Genomic DNA, 14,273 nt, shown 5'->3' on the forward strand with positions numbered 1-14,273 from the left:
CATGTCGAAAACGAAGCTAGAAAACAATAATGATTATATCGACAATTACTCGAAAATTGCCAACATTATTGAAGCTAGACGAAAAGAGCTCGGGTTATCCCTCAAAGATTTAGAAGAGTCCACAGGCCTGTGTTCTCCAGCAATATCACGTTTAACTAGTGTAACAAACCGTCCTAGACTTGATACTTTGTATCGAGTATTAGATGCGCTAGATTTAGATCTAAAAATAGTGCGAAAAGATAAAGAAAGCACGCAAAAATATAATATGGTGACGAAAGCAAAAAATATTAACCAATATAATGTATGGGTAAAAAAAGGTACAACAATAGATCTATTAAAAGTGAAAGCTAAAACAAAATATGAAGCACGACAAATCATTAGTGAAACAAATCCAGAATGGCAAGTATGTACGATTGAATTGTATTGCAAAGGATAGTTGTCCTTTTTAATCAGTTGAAAATTTACTATACTAGGTGGTGGAGGTGAAAATATGAAAGTAAACTACGATTTAAAGACAGATGTAGATGTTAAGGAAATAAAAGAGCTGTTAAAGCCCTTTGGCGGAAGATGTGCAAAGATTGTTGAAGGAAAGCTTGAGTATCAAATAAAAGAAGAAAAAGAGGCAGAAGCATTTTCGTTTTTAAAAGAAAAAGGTTACATATCTTAACAAAAGGCGTCAATTGGACGCCTTTTGTTTTTCTATGGATTATCACTAAAAATTGGATTTAATACCAAAAATAGGGTATTTTTTACATATAAATAGGGATAACCCTGATATAAGATTTTTTTATTGTTTGAGAAAATGGACATAATAATAAACTGAAAAAATATTCATTTTTTTTAGTTATGGACATTTGGAGTGGTTGTTATGTTCTCAAAAACATTTCAAAATAGAATTGATCATTGCTTTCATTATGGAGATTTAGTGAATGAAGCTAATAGTATTATACGAACGCTGTCTTGTATAAGAAGTCCAGAAACTGAAATATGCAATGTTCTAGAACTATCTAGCAAACTTCAATATATTATGAAACGAATGAAACAGCTAAATGATAATAAAATAAAATGTTAAAACATTTCTACCTCTGTTATAACAGAGTTTTTTTTTATACATTAAATACGATTAAAGGCATATATTTTTAGCATGTCCATCCTAAAGTTGGGGAGATGCAGGATGCCTTTTATGAAAAAAATTTTTGCAATCTTATTAGGAAGTGTATTACTTTCGATTGGTATTAATATATTTCTTTATCCACATGAGCTTTTGGATGGTGGAATGATCGGTATTGGATTAATAGTTCATTATATTTGGGGATATGAAACAGGTTTGACGATTATTTTTTGCAGTATTCCGATATTTATAATTGCCTGGATTCGTTATCGATCTTATTTTTATAATAGCCTTCACGGTTTGTTAATATCATCTTTTATGATAGATCTATTTTCTAAATTACGGTCCGTTACCTTATTCGATATTGTACAATCCCCACTATTGAGTTCGATTTTAGGGGGCTTTTTTGTTGGAATTGGAATCGGAATTATGCTTAAGTATGAGACAAGTACTGGTGGAACGGATTTATTAGCTCAATTTCTTTCTGAACTATTTTCAGTAAATGTAGGCATTACCATTTTGTTAATTGATACTTTTGTCGTCTTAATTGGTGGAATGCTTATATCACAAGAAACATTTCTACTCTCAATGATCACCATATTAATTGTTGGGTTTACTACAAGTATTTTAACGTTAAAAATTATCCATTAATAATTTGGGAACGATCACTATTCATACATTTAAGGTAATTTGTTTTAAATTCCAACATTTTATGATAAATTTTATTATAATACTATCTAATGTAAGATTTTTTTAAGAAGATAGTAAGGAATGCATTTTTTCTTTTTAATTTTAGGGGGTGTAACACTCTTTGCTTTTTAAAGCAACAGAGTAGTCAATGGAAATAATAAGTTTAATAATGGTTGGTGTCTTAATCGCAATTAGCGGCTTTTTTGTTGCTTCAGAATTTGCAGTCGTTAAAATTCGCAGTTCTAGAATTGAACAGTTGATTGAAGAAGGAAATACGAAAGCAATATCTGCAAAAAAAGTTGTTGATAATTTAGATGAATATTTATCAGCATGTCAATTAGGAATTACGATTACATCGCTTGGTTTAGGTTGGATTGGTGAACCAGCTGTTGAGCATTTGTTACATCCTGTTTTTGAAAAATTGCAAATTTCACCTGCACTTTCTACTGTCTTGTCATTTGTAATTGCTTTTTCTGTCATTACATTTTTGCATGTTGTTATCGGCGAATTAGCACCAAAAACATTAGCTATACAAAAAGCCGAAGCGGTCACACTTACCTTTGCAAAGCCTTTAATGATTTTTTATAAAGTTATGTATCCATTTATTTGGATTTTAAATAGTTCGGCTCGAGCTTTTACAAAAATGTTTGGATTAGGAATTGCATCTGAACATGAAATTGCTCATTCTGAAGAAGAATTGAGGTTAATCTTATCAGAAAGCTTCGAGAGCGGTGAGATCAACCAGTCTGAATATGATTATGTTAACAATATTTTTGAATTTGATAATCGTTTGGCAAAAGAAATTATGGTACCACGGACAGAAGTGATAGCGTTAGATAAAGATCAGACGATCAAGGAAGTATTAAATACACTTCATATGGAGAAGTATACACGTTATCCAGTCATTGATGGGGATAAAGACCATGTTATCGGCCTTTTGAATATAAAAGAGATATTTTCGGACTTTGTAACAGGAGCTGTAACTGAAAATACCACAATTGAACAATATGCAAGACCGATCATTAAAATTATTGATTCGATCCCAATCCACGATTTGCTATTGAAAATGCAAAAAGAACGGATCCATATGTCTATATTAGTAGATGAATATGGTGGAACATCGGGGTTAGTTACGGTTGAGGATATTCTTGAAGAAATCGTTGGTGAAATTCAGGACGAATTTGATGAGGACGAAATTCCGTCAATTCAACAAATAGATGATGCACATACGATCATTGAAGGAAAAGTACTAGTTAGTGATGTTAATGACTTGTTCCACATTGATATTGATGAGTCTGAGGTAGATACAATTGGCGGTTGGATTTTAACGGAAAATTTCGATATTCATCAAGGAGAAAGCATTTATTTTGATAATTATGAATTTAAAGTTATTGAAATGGAAGAACAAAAAATTAAATCGATTGAAGTTATTAAACATGAATTGTCTGAAAAAACGATAGATGAAGGTGTTTAAACTGTTTTTGTGAAATAAAAAAATTAGGAGCTCATCGGGGTGATAAGCTCCTAAAGGGGTGGGGACAGGGGGCTTGATAGTGAAAAGCAAGCTACTATCAACTGTAAATATTATTATAATATTGCAAATATAAATAATCAACAAAATATTATAAAAAATGTATAAAAAATTGCTGTGTTTATTATTGGGCCATTTGGCAGTATTAGCTGGTATCATATTTTCTTGAAAAAGGGTCAATCGACCCTTTTTGTCATCCATATTATTTATTTGATAATTGAGCTTGGGCTTGTCGCACAAGCCTTTTTGTAATTTCTCCACCAACAGATCCATTTGCCCGTGAAACAGTATCTGCTGACAAGTTAACACCAAACTCTTGAGCTATTTCTTCTTTATATTGGTCTAATAGCTGTTGTACGCCAGGGACAAGCAATTGATTTCGACTTGTCATAGTTCAAACACCTCCTTGATAGTAGTTTGATTCTAAAACTGAACTATATGATTTGAAAAGCTATCCAGAAATGGAGAGCGAGCGTGATTAATCAAAAAAATGTGGACTCTTTTGGAAGAGTCCACATTTTTTAATCTTACGCTGCGATTGATTTTGAATAGTTTATGATCCACGGTTTTAGCTTTGCAAAAATTAACATAAATAGTAGCGCAACTGTTATACCCTTTATAAGGTTAAACGGCATGATCCCCAATACAATCATCCCTTTTACTTCTTCTGTTGTCATGGCAGGTGCATTTAGGAAAAATGTATAAGCTGGTAGAATAAGAAAATAATTCAGAACACTCATTACGAATGTCATCGTAATTGTACCGACAAAAAGTCCAAACGTCAGTCCCTTAGTAGAATTAATTTTTTTGTATAAATAAGAAACCGGTAGAACAAACAGTAATCCTGCTATGAAGTTTGCTGCTTGGTCAATTGGTACTCCTGTCATTGCGCCTTCGATAATATAGTGAAGAATATTTTTTATTGCTTCAACAGTTACTCCTGCCAAAGGACCAAAAACGATTGCGGCGATTAAAGCTGGTACTTCACTAAAATCAATTTTTAAAAATGGCGGCAACCCAGGTAATGGGAAATTAAGCATCATTAATAAATAAGCGATGGATGATAATACTGCAACTGTAACTGTCTGACGTGTTTTTTGACTACTTTTGTTCAACTTGAAAACTCTCCCTTTTGTCTTCGATCTAACTACATAGAGAAAGAGTATTGCTGCCAAATAAAAAACCACTCAATTCAAATATTGAGTGGGAGATTATGAAAACACATAGGCAAGCAAGCGCTTTACCATTTGAAAAATGGCAAAACGATACCCTCCATCTTCTCCCATCCAGACTATACTGTCGGCTTTGGAATCTCACCAAATCGTGCCAAAAGGCTCGCGGGCTTAGAAAAGTTATTTCAATACCGCCGGTCAGGAATTTCACCCTGCCCTGAAGATAGACCGATATAATTTTTTCTTATTATATCAATCCACGTCAACTTTGCCAATCTTTTAATGTCAAAATTTATCCGGAACATTGTGAATTATTGAAGTATCACTTAAAATAATGTCAAAACTAACTAATGGGGTGTACTAATGTCTTTAACAGAAGAATTTGAAGTAATAATAAATAAATTAAGGAATGAGGAACTGAAACAATATCATGTTACGAAAGAGAATTTTTTAATATTTCGAGACGTTTTAGTTAGGCAAAAAGACAAAGAAAAAATTCGTGGGGAAGCATTAAAAGGTGGAGACGTGATTTATACATACGATCATTCAAAATAGCATATATATACAGGAGACTATAATAGAAATGGAGGAACTAATTTGTATTTTTCTCAAAGAAAAATCCTTCCTCATTCACAGTATTTAAATCATAATGGCTGGAAATATCATTATTATTATAATCATCCTAATTACTATCGTTGCGATTTTAACTATCCTAATTTTTCTCCGCTTCCTTATTCTTATTATTCTTATCAAGAAATGGCAAAAGATAATTTAGATAAAAAAAATCGATTAGCTAAATATCCCGAAGTGGATGTAACAATGTTTAGTGAATCAGCAATTGCCTTTAAGACACTTTTACAAGAAGCGAGCGTTATATTAAATCATTTAGCAGATTCAAAAGAATTTGCTAAAAAGGTTATGGAAGCAGCCCAGACCTCAAATATTAAAGAAGTGGATCGTTTAATACTGTCTACCGGCATAAAGTCAAATTTTAAAACAACTTTTAATCCTGATGGGCTTCATCTACATTTATGGTCAGAAGTGGAAGGAACGGAATGCTGTAAATTGGATTTAGCTATCCGTTGGAGTTGAAAACATAAACCCTTTTATTTGGGTGTTTTTTTTTGTCCAAAAATCCATAAATTTCAATATAAAAAAATGTTGGATCAATCGCACGAAACATGTAAAGTAGATTGTAAGAATACTAGAAAGGGAGAAAAACAACTTATGAAGTTTTTTAAAAGGATGGTATTCATACCCTTATTAATTTTGAGCTTAGTTGTATCACCCCTTCCAGCTCTTAATGGAAATGCTGCCAATTTACCTGTATACTCAGCAAATATATATGATGCAGCAAAATTAAAGGATATTGAAAGCATTATAAAAAGATCAATGGGAAATCGAGAGCCAAGTGTTGTAATCAAATATAAGGGGTCAACAAATAGACTGTTGGATATTATAAGTGGGTATATTTCAAACATTATCCAAGAAGATGAATATTTAAATTATTCATATCGAAGCGCTAATATGTCGTATAAAGCTTATGGCTTGAATGTAACAATTACCCTTCAGTTTAAATACTATGAAACAGCTGAGCAAGTAAAATATGTAGATAAAACCGTAAAAACAATTGTAAACGAAATTATTAAACCTGAAATGAATGAACATGAAAAGGTGAAAGCTATTCATGATTATGTAGTGTTAAACCTTGCTTATGACACACAGTTAGTGAATAATTCACCATACCCTGCTTTAACTACAGGGAAAACTGCTTGTAATGGTTATGCAATGCTCGTCTATAAGATGTTAAAACAATTGGGGATTGAGGTTCGATTAATAAGTGGTGTTGCCAGTAGTTCCTCGTTTGCCACACAAAATCATGCATGGAACATGGTTAAATTAGATGGTAATTGGTACCATTTAGATGCAACATGGGATGATCCCATACCAGATGAACAGGGACGAGTGCTTTATAATTATTATTTACTAACAGACAAGGAAATATCTAAAGATCATCAATGGGGAAATGGTGGTATTAATGGGGAAGAGAAACCTTATCCATTGGCTACTAAATCTTATTTTAATGAGCTACAAGTTAAAATCAACTCAAATACTGAAAGAGATCGGTTTCAACAGCTTTTACATGCAGTTGATCTACATTATTTATTACCTGATTATACTGCAAAGAGCCTTAGAGAACTAAATGAACTTCTTGGGAAAGAATTTAATAATTATAAGAAAGAATTTACGGTTCGCTATGTAGATAAAAATGTTGAGTTAAAATCTTCATTACGAAAAATTATTTATGATAGTGCAGTTAACAAGGGGATTAAATCGTGGAGTTACAGTTATATTGATTACAATAGAGGCACTTCTCAATATGATCGTTTAATAACAATTTCAGATGTAGTCTATCACAATGCTCCCATTCAGCCGATATCTCAACAAACTATAAAATATCCAGCGTTAGGTTTTAACTCGATTGGAACCTTTCAAAATGTTGATCACTATAAAATTTGGATAATCGAGTTTTCGGATGAGATTGATACTGCTTCTGCCAATAGTAATAATATATATATGCTTGATTCAAGGGGGGCAGCAATTTCAGCATTGCAATACAATGTTAGGCATGGGAATGAACTATTAATTGAAAACAATAATGGATACCTAGCAGGAGAAACGTATTATTTATTTGTTAATGATACAATCAAAAGTAAAACTGGAAAGCGACTTACAGATGCAGTATCAATAAAATTTAGTACAAAAAATTAAAATCCCTAAGTGGGAGTACCTCTCTTATATGTTTTTTTTGTTACTTAAGCTAAATACATTACATATAATTATTTCAAAGTACGTATAGTATTAAAAACGTTTAAGAGAGGTGCATTATATGGAGTATAATTTAAGCTGTAAAGGTAGTGCGCTACCTTGTGAAGTAACTTTAGACGAGGATAATGGTCGCTATATGTTAAGGAATGCTGATTCAACTGGACAATATTTTAATACACCCCAGCAATTAGTAGAATGGATACAAGCGAATTGGCGTTCCAGCGATTTCATTAATCCTGATGAATTTACAAAAATGATGCAAGAGATGAAAAATCATTTAAATATATAAATTACTGAATTCCTAAGTATTCACTTAATTCTTACCATTTTAGTTTATTAATTCAACGTGTTAACTCCGCATTTTGAATGCATATTAAGGATGATGCTTCAATAAAAGGAGGAGTTCACTATGCAATTAGCATCACATGAATTATATGATCTTCATGAATTAACAATGAGCTGTGTCAATTCAATTACAAATATGGCATGTTTTTTAAACCAAGTACATGATCAACAGTTAAAATCAATTTTACAAAAACATTTTCCATTACATGTTCAAGACTATAATATGAAGGTTCAGTTTATAAGCCAAGCAAACGGTTCAAATCAGAAGCTACCAGTGCCGGAATTAAATAGAATATTAGAGTCCTTTACGAATACTCCGGTTCCACAATATCCACCCGTTCAACCAAGAACTGATGTGCAAACATTTAATGACCGGGAAATAGCAACAGCCTATTTATTAACACTAAAGCGGGCAGGTCGTGAGTATGCTTGGGCAGCAATGGAAGCAGCAAATCCTGATTTACGAACATTCCTCGAGGATGCTTTTAGAATGAGCTCACATCATGCGTTTGAAGTTTGGCAATGGATGGTGCAAATGGGATATTATCCGTTAGAAGCTGCACCGCAGCCAGCTTTAAATACATTTACCCAGTTTTATGAACAGGTACCTCAACATGAGCGTCAGCCAATAATGCAGTAGGGTTAATATAGCTTTGAAGCTGTCGATAAAGTCATCTCTAAAAGACTTTTAGGCAGCTTCTTTTTGTCAATGAAAGTTTAGAGAAACTTATCAGAAAACATCCTTTTTTATTACATATAATATTTAAAGAAATGGAAACCTAAAACTGTATTTATGATAGTTGGAGGTAAAAGTATGGAGTGGGATTTTATTTGGAAATCCATTGTTTTGGTTACAATTGGAACGGTACTACTTCGAGTTGCTGGTAGAAAATCAATAAGCCAAATGACAGTTGCCCAAACTGTCATAATGATTTCAATAGGATCATTAATTATTCAACCAATTGTTGAAACTAGTGTTGTGAAAACGGTGGTTGCTTCATCAATTTTTATAGCTTCTCTAATATTAATGGAGTACTTACAATTAAAATTTAATTTTTTTGAAAAGTTTTTAACTGGTAAAGCTAAAGTTGTCATTAAAGATGGTATTATTATGACTGATACTCTTAGGTCGCTCCGCTTTTCAGTTGATCAACTAGAAATGCGACTTAGACAACAAGGAATTCAAAGAATAACAGATGTCAAAACAGCAACACTTGAACCAAACGGTCAAATTGGGTATGAGCTAAAGAGGTACGCTAGACCAGTCACAATTGGAGAATTAGAAAAAATGTTGAATGAATTTATTGGGAAGAACCCTATAAATTCCATCGAAGAATCAACACTATTTGACGAGGTGAAAATTAAGGGGCATGAAATTCCGAATTATAGTAAACTCCATTAATCACTAAAACCCTCAATAATATTGAGGGTTTAGAGAATACAAAATACCGTATTAGTCTGCTCCATTTTAATAACCCCAAGCAGCTCCAACGATAATTAACAAGATAAACAAAACAACAATTAACGCAAATCCGCGTCCAGCACCATAGCCATAACCACCATAGCCATATCCGCATCCATATCCGTACATAGTTTCAACCCCTTTCGTTTTCAATCATTTGGTGTAGAGAATTTTGAAGCATTACGGATTAATAATATGCATAGCCACCTGCTCCAACGATAATGAGCAAAATAAATAAGACAACAATTAAAGCAAAGCCACTGCCATTGCAAAATCCACCTGCTGCACCACTCATTCTCTTCACCTCCTTATATGGTCATTAATTATGTTATGGATTTCGCTAATTTAATGTATAGACGTTTGCCCGTATTTGACAAAATTAAAATCAAGGCTTTGATCTGTTTAAAATAAAATAAAATCCCGCCCATTTTTGAGCGGGTGTATAAGATAAGGAGGTAGAGGATAATTTGTTGAGGTTCATCAACTATTAATAACGTACATAAGCAGAACCAACAATGATTAACAAAATAAACAATACAACAATTAAAGCAAAGTTATTACCATAACCGCCACCGTATCCACCCATAATATTCACCCCCTTCATATGTTTACTATAAATTATGCAGACACTTAAGCCATGTGTAGTTGCATGTCCTAACGTAAATAAAAAAGAATAAAAAGCCGAGTAATATTTTGGAAGGGCATAATTAAAAAAAACGGAAAAACTAACAGTACATGATCTGAACAATAGGAAGGTATTGAAATGGAGAAAGATAAAAGATGGGATATTGCATCACTAGCATCGATTCCACTTGTTATGACATTAGGAAATTCAATGCTAATCCCCGTTTTACCAACATTAGAAAAAGAACTAAATATAAGTGGATTTCAATCCAGCTTAATCATAACTGTTTATTCGGTTGTAGCAATTATCCTCATACCAATAGCTGGTTTTCTTTCCGATCGTATCGGACGAAAAATGATTATTATCCCAAGCTTACTAATCGCAGCAATTGGTGGAGTTATTTCTGGGTGGGCAGCTTGGAAACTAAATGAGCCCTATTTCCTTATCATGGTAGGTAGGATTCTCCAAGGGATAGGCGCAGCTGGAGCATCCCCAATCGTCCTACCACTTGTGGGAGATATATTTCGAGATGATAGAGATGTTAGTACAGGGTTAGGTATTATTGAAACATCTAACACCTTTGGTAAAGTATTAAGTCCGATCCTCGGTGCACTTTTAGCTGGAGTGATATGGTATATGCCTTTTTGGTCTATACCAGTTTTTTGTATGGTATCACTAGTAATGGTTCTTTTTTTAGTTAAATCACCACCTATTGCAGGAAAAGACAAAAATATAAAAACCTTCTATTATGAATTGAAGACAACTTTTAAAACTAATGGCAGATGGTTATATTCAATCTTTACTATTGGTGGGATCATGATGTTTGTTCTTTTTGGAGTATTGTTTTATTTATCATCCATGCTAGAGGACGAACATCAAGTTATGGGGGTTAAAAAGGGGATTATCTTATCAATCCCGTTAGCTGCATTATGCTTTTCCTCTTATATTTCTGGAAAAGGGATAAAGAAAAATAAAACAGTTATGAAATGGGTCACATTTTTTTCATTGCTACTATTAGCTATTACTGCCCTTGGAACTAGTTTTTCAACAGACATTTATGTTTTATTAACATCGATGTTTATATTCGGTTTGGCTATTGGAGCAACGCTACCGTGTTTAGATGCTTTAATTACGGAGGGGATGGAAAAAGAGAAACGTGGTACAGTTACCTCGATTTATAGCAGTATGAGGTTTGTTGGTGTAGCGTTGGGCCCACCAATATTTTCATATTTGATGAAAATATCACATCAAATTATGTTCTATGTTATTACAATTTCTATTGTTGTTGCTTTAACATTAACATTACTTGCTATTCGACCGGATCAAGAAGAAAAGAATCACATAAATAAAGAAATTTATCAGCCATAAGAAAAAGGGGCTCTATTGCCCCTTATATGTTTATTAATCTGTTCCTTTACTAACATCAATTGTTGGATGCATGAATGGTGCCCCATTTGGTGTTTTTTTTGATTCAACAAGCTCAATATTTTCCGCAGTATTCCAGCCAATATCATTTGTTGGATGGACCCATTCATCTCCAGCCATGATCGCAGGGTCTGTTTCGACACTCCAATTGTTCAATGGTGAATTTTTGGAATCATAAAAGCTGTCCCCAATTACAACCCCATGTTCATTTATAAATGGGGGTTTTATTTCGATTCCACTATTTTTAAACGAAGGCGAAGAGATTTGATGTGGCATTGTCTCATCAATCATAGGCGTTTTATCTTTAGCATTCTTGTTAGTCGAACGATTTTTATACAAAAACTTTCACCTCGATATTCTTCTCATTTTTTACTTGCTGTTAGTATGTCACATATATATTTAGCTATGTAAAAAAAGCTTATAACATAAAAAAGCCTGCTACAATAGCAGGAAAAACTAATGAACATATTGATGCGGTTCATAAAAGGTAATTAGCACAATTCCCAATATAAATAAAGGGAACCAACCAATGGTAAGGAAGATAAACATCCGCTTTGATGAAACTAAAACTTCTGAGATTGTAAAAAAATAACCAGAAATAATGAACCCAATAAATAAATAAATCATTAATGCCATTTGGCATTCAGCTCCCTTATTTCTACAGCCTCCTTTGTTTTACAACATCAGTATATGCATGAAAATAAAAATAGGTTAATGTCCTATAATATATAGCCAACTTTTAGAAATCAAATTATTATAGAATGATCTAGGTTGAAATGATCCATTATATAAATAGTACTATTATCAATAGCTTTAATAATGTACTTCAGTGAAAATAATAGTATTAAAATTAGTATTGAATATAAGGAGAGAAATCGAATGAAGCGGAAAGTACCTCGTGATGCTGCAATTACGAATAATAAAACACCAGTTGAAAGTATGACAAAAATGGAGTTTAATACTGAGTTTACTGATACTATGGCGTTCAAGACTGCAGAACGAGCAAGAATTTCGAATCGTATCGAGGATGAGGGAAAACGTTAAAAGAAAGGATTACTATGGAAAATAAAAAAAATCATATATAAAATCAGCCGCATAGTCCAGAATATGATTTACGTCCACAGTTAAAGCCTTCAACAGCCTATAATTGGATCGAGAAAAGTGACCTAGTAATAAATCAAGTTGTAAAAAAATATGATATATAAAAAGCAAGTGGTGGAATCCACTTGCTTTACGAATCTTTATATGTTTTTTTCAAGACACGAATATAAAAAGCTTTTTTTCAATGCTGGATTATAATAAACAAGTATTAAAGTATTATTTTTTTTCAAATCCCCATTTTTAATATAAGCTCCTATATCAAATGGTAGGATTTCAATAATGGTGTGTTTATGCATATCCTTCTCGGTTAATGAAAGAACTGAGAACTGTTTGCCAAGGGAAACGGGTCTTTTTGCGATTGTCTTAATATATTGAGATCTTGTTTTCTTATCAATTTTATCCTGCCACCATGGTTTTCGCGGTTTGTATTTTTGTGAAATTAAATAATCGTATTTCATCAATCCTTCGATGATTTCATTGTCCTTAATATTACTGTCTCTTAAAAATGTTAGTAGTCGCGAAAAAAGGTCTTCAAGCTGATGTCCAATTCTGCTCCATCCTCGATTATTCCAATATGAACCAAATGCTTGAAAAAAATCAAATGGTGAATCAAAGCTATTTTGTACTAAATATTTTATCGTATAATCCATGCGGTGATCATTCCAATATTTTTCGAGTACATCCTCTACTTGTTTTATTCGCAATATATCATGAAAAGATAGAACATTATTTCCTAAAATCTCATATGGGGAGTTATCTTGATATATATATCCAAATTCTTTTGCTTGCATCCTAAGACCAGTACCGCGAAGCATTTTTAAAAATCCTAGCTGCAACTCTTCAGGTTCGAAAGCAAAAACATCATTAAAAGTCTTTTTAAATGAATGATAATTTTCCTCAGGTAATCCAGCGATTAAGTCAAGATGCTGGGCAATTTCCCCCCCTTCTTTAACCATTGTAACGGTTCGTGCAAGCTTCTCAAAGTTCTGCTTCCTTTTCACAAGCTCGTTTGTATAGTCATTCGTAGATTGCACGCCAATCTCAAATCGAAATAAGCCAGCTGGCGCATGTTCATTTAAAAATTGAATGACCTCGGGCCGCATAATATCAGCCGTAATTTCAAATTGAAAGACTGTTCCTGGGTAATGATGATCAATTAAAAATTGGAACATCTCCATCGCGTAGCTTCTACTAATATTAAAAGTACGATCAACAAATTTAATCGTTTTGGCACCATTATCCATTAAATATAAAATGTCTTCTTTAATTTTTTCTCTATTAAAATAGCGGACACCAACCTCAATCGATGATAGGCAAAATTGACAGGTGAAAGGGCAGCCGCGACTTGTCTCTACATAGACCACTCGCTTTGAAAGACTTGGGATATCCTCAGGAAATCGATATGGAGAGGGTATTGTTGTTAAATCCAATTTTTCACGTTGCGGATTAAGAATGACTGTATCCGCATTGCGGTAAGCAATCCCAGCGACGTTATGATAATTATGTCCGGTAGTGATTTCAGTTAACAAAGACTTGAACGTACTCTCACCTTCACCAATTACAATAAAATCAACCTCAGTTATCTTTTCCATCCATTCTTTTGTATCATAAGTGACTTCTGGACCACCAAGAATAACGATTAGTTCGGGTTTAATTTTTTTGAGCATTTTGATGATTTTTATTGTTTCTTCGATGTTCCAAATATAACAGCTGAAGCCAATCACATCAGGCTTTTTCGAAAATATATCGGAAACAATATTCATTTCGGGATCATTAATGGTGTACTCTGCTATGTCTACAGTGAATTGTGGTTCAGCAAATGCTTTTAAATAACGCAATGAAAGGCTAGTATGAATAAACTTTGCATTTAAAGTCGAGCAGATAATTTTCATATACGCTTGCTCCTTCATTAGTAATTATTCTTAATTCTACCACAGTTTCCCGATGATAAATGAGAAACAAACAAAAGTCCCTTTCCAAAA

Annotated in this window: 21 protein-coding genes and 1 riboswitch; of the genes, 13 read left to right on the forward strand and 8 right to left on the reverse strand. The window is 33.1% G+C overall.

Going from position 1 to position 14,273, the window contains the following annotated elements; all coding sequences use genetic code 11:
• The first annotated feature begins 1 nt into the window (after position 1).
• The 5 genes from D612_RS0100260 (at position 2) to D612_RS0100280 (ending at position 3,275) form a co-directional block, all read left to right on the forward strand.
• Positions 2–436, forward strand: a complete 435-nt coding sequence (locus D612_RS0100260) for a helix-turn-helix domain-containing protein (RefSeq protein ID WP_017753457.1) — start codon at positions 2–4, stop codon at positions 434–436.
• Between the two features lie 54 nt (positions 437–490).
• The gene (locus D612_RS19650) at positions 491–667 is read left to right on the forward strand and encodes a hypothetical protein (protein ID WP_017753458.1); all 177 of its coding nucleotides are present in this window, start codon (positions 491–493) and stop codon (positions 665–667) included.
• A 201-nt stretch (positions 668–868) separates the two neighbouring features.
• Positions 869–1,072 (forward strand): hypothetical protein, encoded by a 204-nt coding sequence (locus tag D612_RS0100270; RefSeq protein ID WP_017753459.1) that lies wholly within the window; start codon positions 869–871, stop codon positions 1,070–1,072.
• Positions 1,073–1,174: 102 nt separating this feature from the next.
• A complete protein-coding gene (locus tag D612_RS0100275) occupies positions 1,175–1,762 on the forward strand; it encodes a YitT family protein (RefSeq protein ID WP_017753460.1) in 588 nt (195 codons plus the stop codon).
• A 187-nt stretch (positions 1,763–1,949) separates the two neighbouring features.
• Positions 1,950–3,275 carry a hemolysin family protein gene (locus D612_RS0100280; protein ID WP_017753461.1) on the forward strand — a complete coding sequence of 442 codons (1,326 nt, stop codon included), beginning with the start codon at positions 1,950–1,952 and terminating at the stop codon, positions 3,273–3,275.
• A 259-nt stretch (positions 3,276–3,534) separates the two neighbouring features.
• Here the strand turns inward: D612_RS0100280 and D612_RS0100285 are convergent, their stop codons facing one another.
• Together D612_RS0100285 and D612_RS0100290 are read right to left on the reverse strand one after the other, a co-directional pair.
• Positions 3,535–3,723, reverse strand: coding sequence for an alpha/beta-type small acid-soluble spore protein (locus D612_RS0100285; RefSeq protein ID WP_017753462.1), 189 nt, complete (start codon positions 3,721–3,723; stop codon positions 3,535–3,537).
• Between the two features lie 136 nt (positions 3,724–3,859).
• Positions 3,860–4,447 carry an ECF transporter S component gene (locus D612_RS0100290; RefSeq protein WP_017753463.1) on the reverse strand — a complete coding sequence of 196 codons (588 nt, stop codon included), beginning with the start codon at positions 4,445–4,447 and terminating at the stop codon, positions 3,860–3,862.
• A 155-nt stretch (positions 4,448–4,602) separates the two neighbouring features.
• A riboswitch (FMN riboswitch) is annotated at positions 4,603–4,733 on the reverse strand.
• Between the two features lie 134 nt (positions 4,734–4,867).
• On the opposite strand from D612_RS0100290, the gene D612_RS0100295 reads away from it, so the two are divergent.
• From D612_RS0100295 to D612_RS17615, 6 genes are all read left to right on the forward strand, one after another.
• Complete coding sequence (locus tag D612_RS0100295) at positions 4,868–5,059, forward strand: hypothetical protein (protein ID WP_017753464.1); 192 nt, start codon at positions 4,868–4,870, stop codon at positions 5,057–5,059.
• Between the two features lie 42 nt (positions 5,060–5,101).
• Positions 5,102–5,596: a hypothetical protein gene (locus D612_RS0100300; protein WP_017753465.1), complete on the forward strand. Its 495-nt coding sequence runs from the start codon at positions 5,102–5,104 to the stop codon at positions 5,594–5,596.
• 135 nt (positions 5,597–5,731) lie between these two features.
• Positions 5,732–7,276 carry a transglutaminase domain-containing protein gene (locus D612_RS0100305; RefSeq protein ID WP_017753466.1) on the forward strand — a complete coding sequence of 515 codons (1,545 nt, stop codon included), beginning with the start codon at positions 5,732–5,734 and terminating at the stop codon, positions 7,274–7,276.
• Between the two features lie 118 nt (positions 7,277–7,394).
• Positions 7,395–7,622, forward strand: coding sequence for a hypothetical protein (locus D612_RS0100310; protein WP_017753467.1), 228 nt, complete (start codon positions 7,395–7,397; stop codon positions 7,620–7,622).
• A gap of 120 nt (positions 7,623–7,742) precedes the next feature.
• Complete coding sequence (locus tag D612_RS0100315) at positions 7,743–8,318, forward strand: spore coat protein (RefSeq protein ID WP_017753468.1); 576 nt, start codon at positions 7,743–7,745, stop codon at positions 8,316–8,318.
• 174 nt (positions 8,319–8,492) lie between these two features.
• Complete coding sequence (locus tag D612_RS17615; protein WP_017753469.1) at positions 8,493–9,080, forward strand: DUF421 domain-containing protein; 588 nt, start codon at positions 8,493–8,495, stop codon at positions 9,078–9,080.
• Between the two features lie 66 nt (positions 9,081–9,146).
• Here D612_RS17615 and D612_RS18875 read toward each other — a convergent pair whose 3' ends face one another.
• The 3 genes from D612_RS18875 to D612_RS18885 all read right to left on the reverse strand — a co-directional run bounded on the left by D612_RS18875 (position 9,147) and on the right by D612_RS18885 (position 9,726).
• Positions 9,147–9,269 (reverse strand): YjcZ family sporulation protein, encoded by a 123-nt coding sequence (locus tag D612_RS18875; protein ID WP_017753470.1) that lies wholly within the window; start codon positions 9,267–9,269, stop codon positions 9,147–9,149.
• 58 nt (positions 9,270–9,327) lie between these two features.
• A complete protein-coding gene (locus D612_RS18880; protein WP_017753471.1) occupies positions 9,328–9,435 on the reverse strand; it encodes a YjcZ family sporulation protein in 108 nt (35 codons plus the stop codon).
• A gap of 192 nt (positions 9,436–9,627) precedes the next feature.
• The gene (locus tag D612_RS18885; RefSeq protein WP_017753472.1) at positions 9,628–9,726 is read right to left on the reverse strand and encodes a YjcZ family sporulation protein; all 99 of its coding nucleotides are present in this window, start codon (positions 9,724–9,726) and stop codon (positions 9,628–9,630) included.
• A 177-nt stretch (positions 9,727–9,903) separates the two neighbouring features.
• On the opposite strand from D612_RS18885, the gene D612_RS0100340 reads away from it, so the two are divergent.
• Positions 9,904–11,133 carry an MFS transporter gene (locus tag D612_RS0100340; protein WP_017753473.1) on the forward strand — a complete coding sequence of 410 codons (1,230 nt, stop codon included), beginning with the start codon at positions 9,904–9,906 and terminating at the stop codon, positions 11,131–11,133.
• 33 nt (positions 11,134–11,166) lie between these two features.
• Here D612_RS0100340 and D612_RS0100345 read toward each other — a convergent pair whose 3' ends face one another.
• Positions 11,167–11,481, reverse strand: coding sequence for a DUF3905 domain-containing protein (locus D612_RS0100345; RefSeq protein ID WP_034725752.1), 315 nt, complete (start codon positions 11,479–11,481; stop codon positions 11,167–11,169).
• Positions 11,482–11,646: 165 nt separating this feature from the next.
• Positions 11,647–11,826: a hypothetical protein gene (locus tag D612_RS0100350; RefSeq protein WP_017753475.1), complete on the reverse strand. Its 180-nt coding sequence runs from the start codon at positions 11,824–11,826 to the stop codon at positions 11,647–11,649.
• Between the two features lie 243 nt (positions 11,827–12,069).
• On the opposite strand from D612_RS0100350, the gene D612_RS19655 reads away from it, so the two are divergent.
• A complete protein-coding gene (locus D612_RS19655) occupies positions 12,070–12,234 on the forward strand; it encodes a hypothetical protein (RefSeq protein ID WP_017753476.1) in 165 nt (54 codons plus the stop codon).
• Between the two features lie 197 nt (positions 12,235–12,431).
• Here D612_RS19655 and D612_RS0100360 read toward each other — a convergent pair whose 3' ends face one another.
• Positions 12,432–14,183 (reverse strand): B12-binding domain-containing radical SAM protein, encoded by a 1,752-nt coding sequence (locus tag D612_RS0100360; RefSeq protein ID WP_017753477.1) that lies wholly within the window; start codon positions 14,181–14,183, stop codon positions 12,432–12,434.
• Positions 14,184–14,273: the final 90 nt, after the last annotated feature.

This window comes from Calidifontibacillus oryziterrae, from assembly GCF_000331575.1.
GTDB lineage: Bacteria > Bacillota > Bacilli > Bacillales > Bacillaceae_J > Calidifontibacillus_A > Calidifontibacillus_A oryziterrae.

Bases quoted from the DNA above. Each gene is read 5' to 3' on its own strand.
- D612_RS0100260 (WP_017753457.1), top strand. From the start codon at position 2: ATGTCGAAAACGAAGCTAGAAAACAATAATGATTATATCGACAATTAC.
- D612_RS19650 (WP_017753458.1), top strand. From the start codon at position 491: ATGAAAGTAAACTACGATTTAAAGACAGATGTAGATGTTAAGGAAATA.
- D612_RS0100270 (WP_017753459.1), top strand. From the start codon at position 869: ATGTTCTCAAAAACATTTCAAAATAGAATTGATCATTGCTTTCATTAT.
- D612_RS0100275 (WP_017753460.1), top strand. From the start codon at position 1,175: ATGCCTTTTATGAAAAAAATTTTTGCAATCTTATTAGGAAGTGTATTA.
- D612_RS0100280 (WP_017753461.1), top strand. From the start codon at position 1,950: ATGGAAATAATAAGTTTAATAATGGTTGGTGTCTTAATCGCAATTAGC.
- D612_RS0100285 (WP_017753462.1), bottom strand. From the start codon at position 3,723: ATGACAAGTCGAAATCAATTGCTTGTCCCTGGCGTACAACAGCTATTA.
- D612_RS0100295 (WP_017753464.1), top strand. From the start codon at position 4,868: ATGTCTTTAACAGAAGAATTTGAAGTAATAATAAATAAATTAAGGAAT.
- D612_RS0100305 (WP_017753466.1), top strand. From the start codon at position 5,732: ATGAAGTTTTTTAAAAGGATGGTATTCATACCCTTATTAATTTTGAGC.
- D612_RS0100310 (WP_017753467.1), top strand. From the start codon at position 7,395: ATGGAGTATAATTTAAGCTGTAAAGGTAGTGCGCTACCTTGTGAAGTA.
- D612_RS0100315 (WP_017753468.1), top strand. From the start codon at position 7,743: ATGCAATTAGCATCACATGAATTATATGATCTTCATGAATTAACAATG.
- D612_RS17615 (WP_017753469.1), top strand. From the start codon at position 8,493: ATGGAGTGGGATTTTATTTGGAAATCCATTGTTTTGGTTACAATTGGA.
- D612_RS18875 (WP_017753470.1), bottom strand. From the start codon at position 9,269: ATGTACGGATATGGATGCGGATATGGCTATGGTGGTTATGGCTATGGT.
- D612_RS18880 (WP_017753471.1), bottom strand. From the start codon at position 9,435: ATGAGTGGTGCAGCAGGTGGATTTTGCAATGGCAGTGGCTTTGCTTTA.
- D612_RS18885 (WP_017753472.1), bottom strand. From the start codon at position 9,726: ATGGGTGGATACGGTGGCGGTTATGGTAATAACTTTGCTTTAATTGTT.
- D612_RS0100340 (WP_017753473.1), top strand. From the start codon at position 9,904: ATGGAGAAAGATAAAAGATGGGATATTGCATCACTAGCATCGATTCCA.
- D612_RS0100345 (WP_034725752.1), bottom strand. From the start codon at position 11,481: ATGATTGATGAGACAATGCCACATCAAATCTCTTCGCCTTCGTTTAAA.
- D612_RS0100350 (WP_017753475.1), bottom strand. From the start codon at position 11,826: ATGGCATTAATGATTTATTTATTTATTGGGTTCATTATTTCTGGTTAT.
- D612_RS19655 (WP_017753476.1), top strand. From the start codon at position 12,070: ATGAAGCGGAAAGTACCTCGTGATGCTGCAATTACGAATAATAAAACA.
- D612_RS0100360 (WP_017753477.1), bottom strand. From the start codon at position 14,183: ATGAAAATTATCTGCTCGACTTTAAATGCAAAGTTTATTCATACTAGC.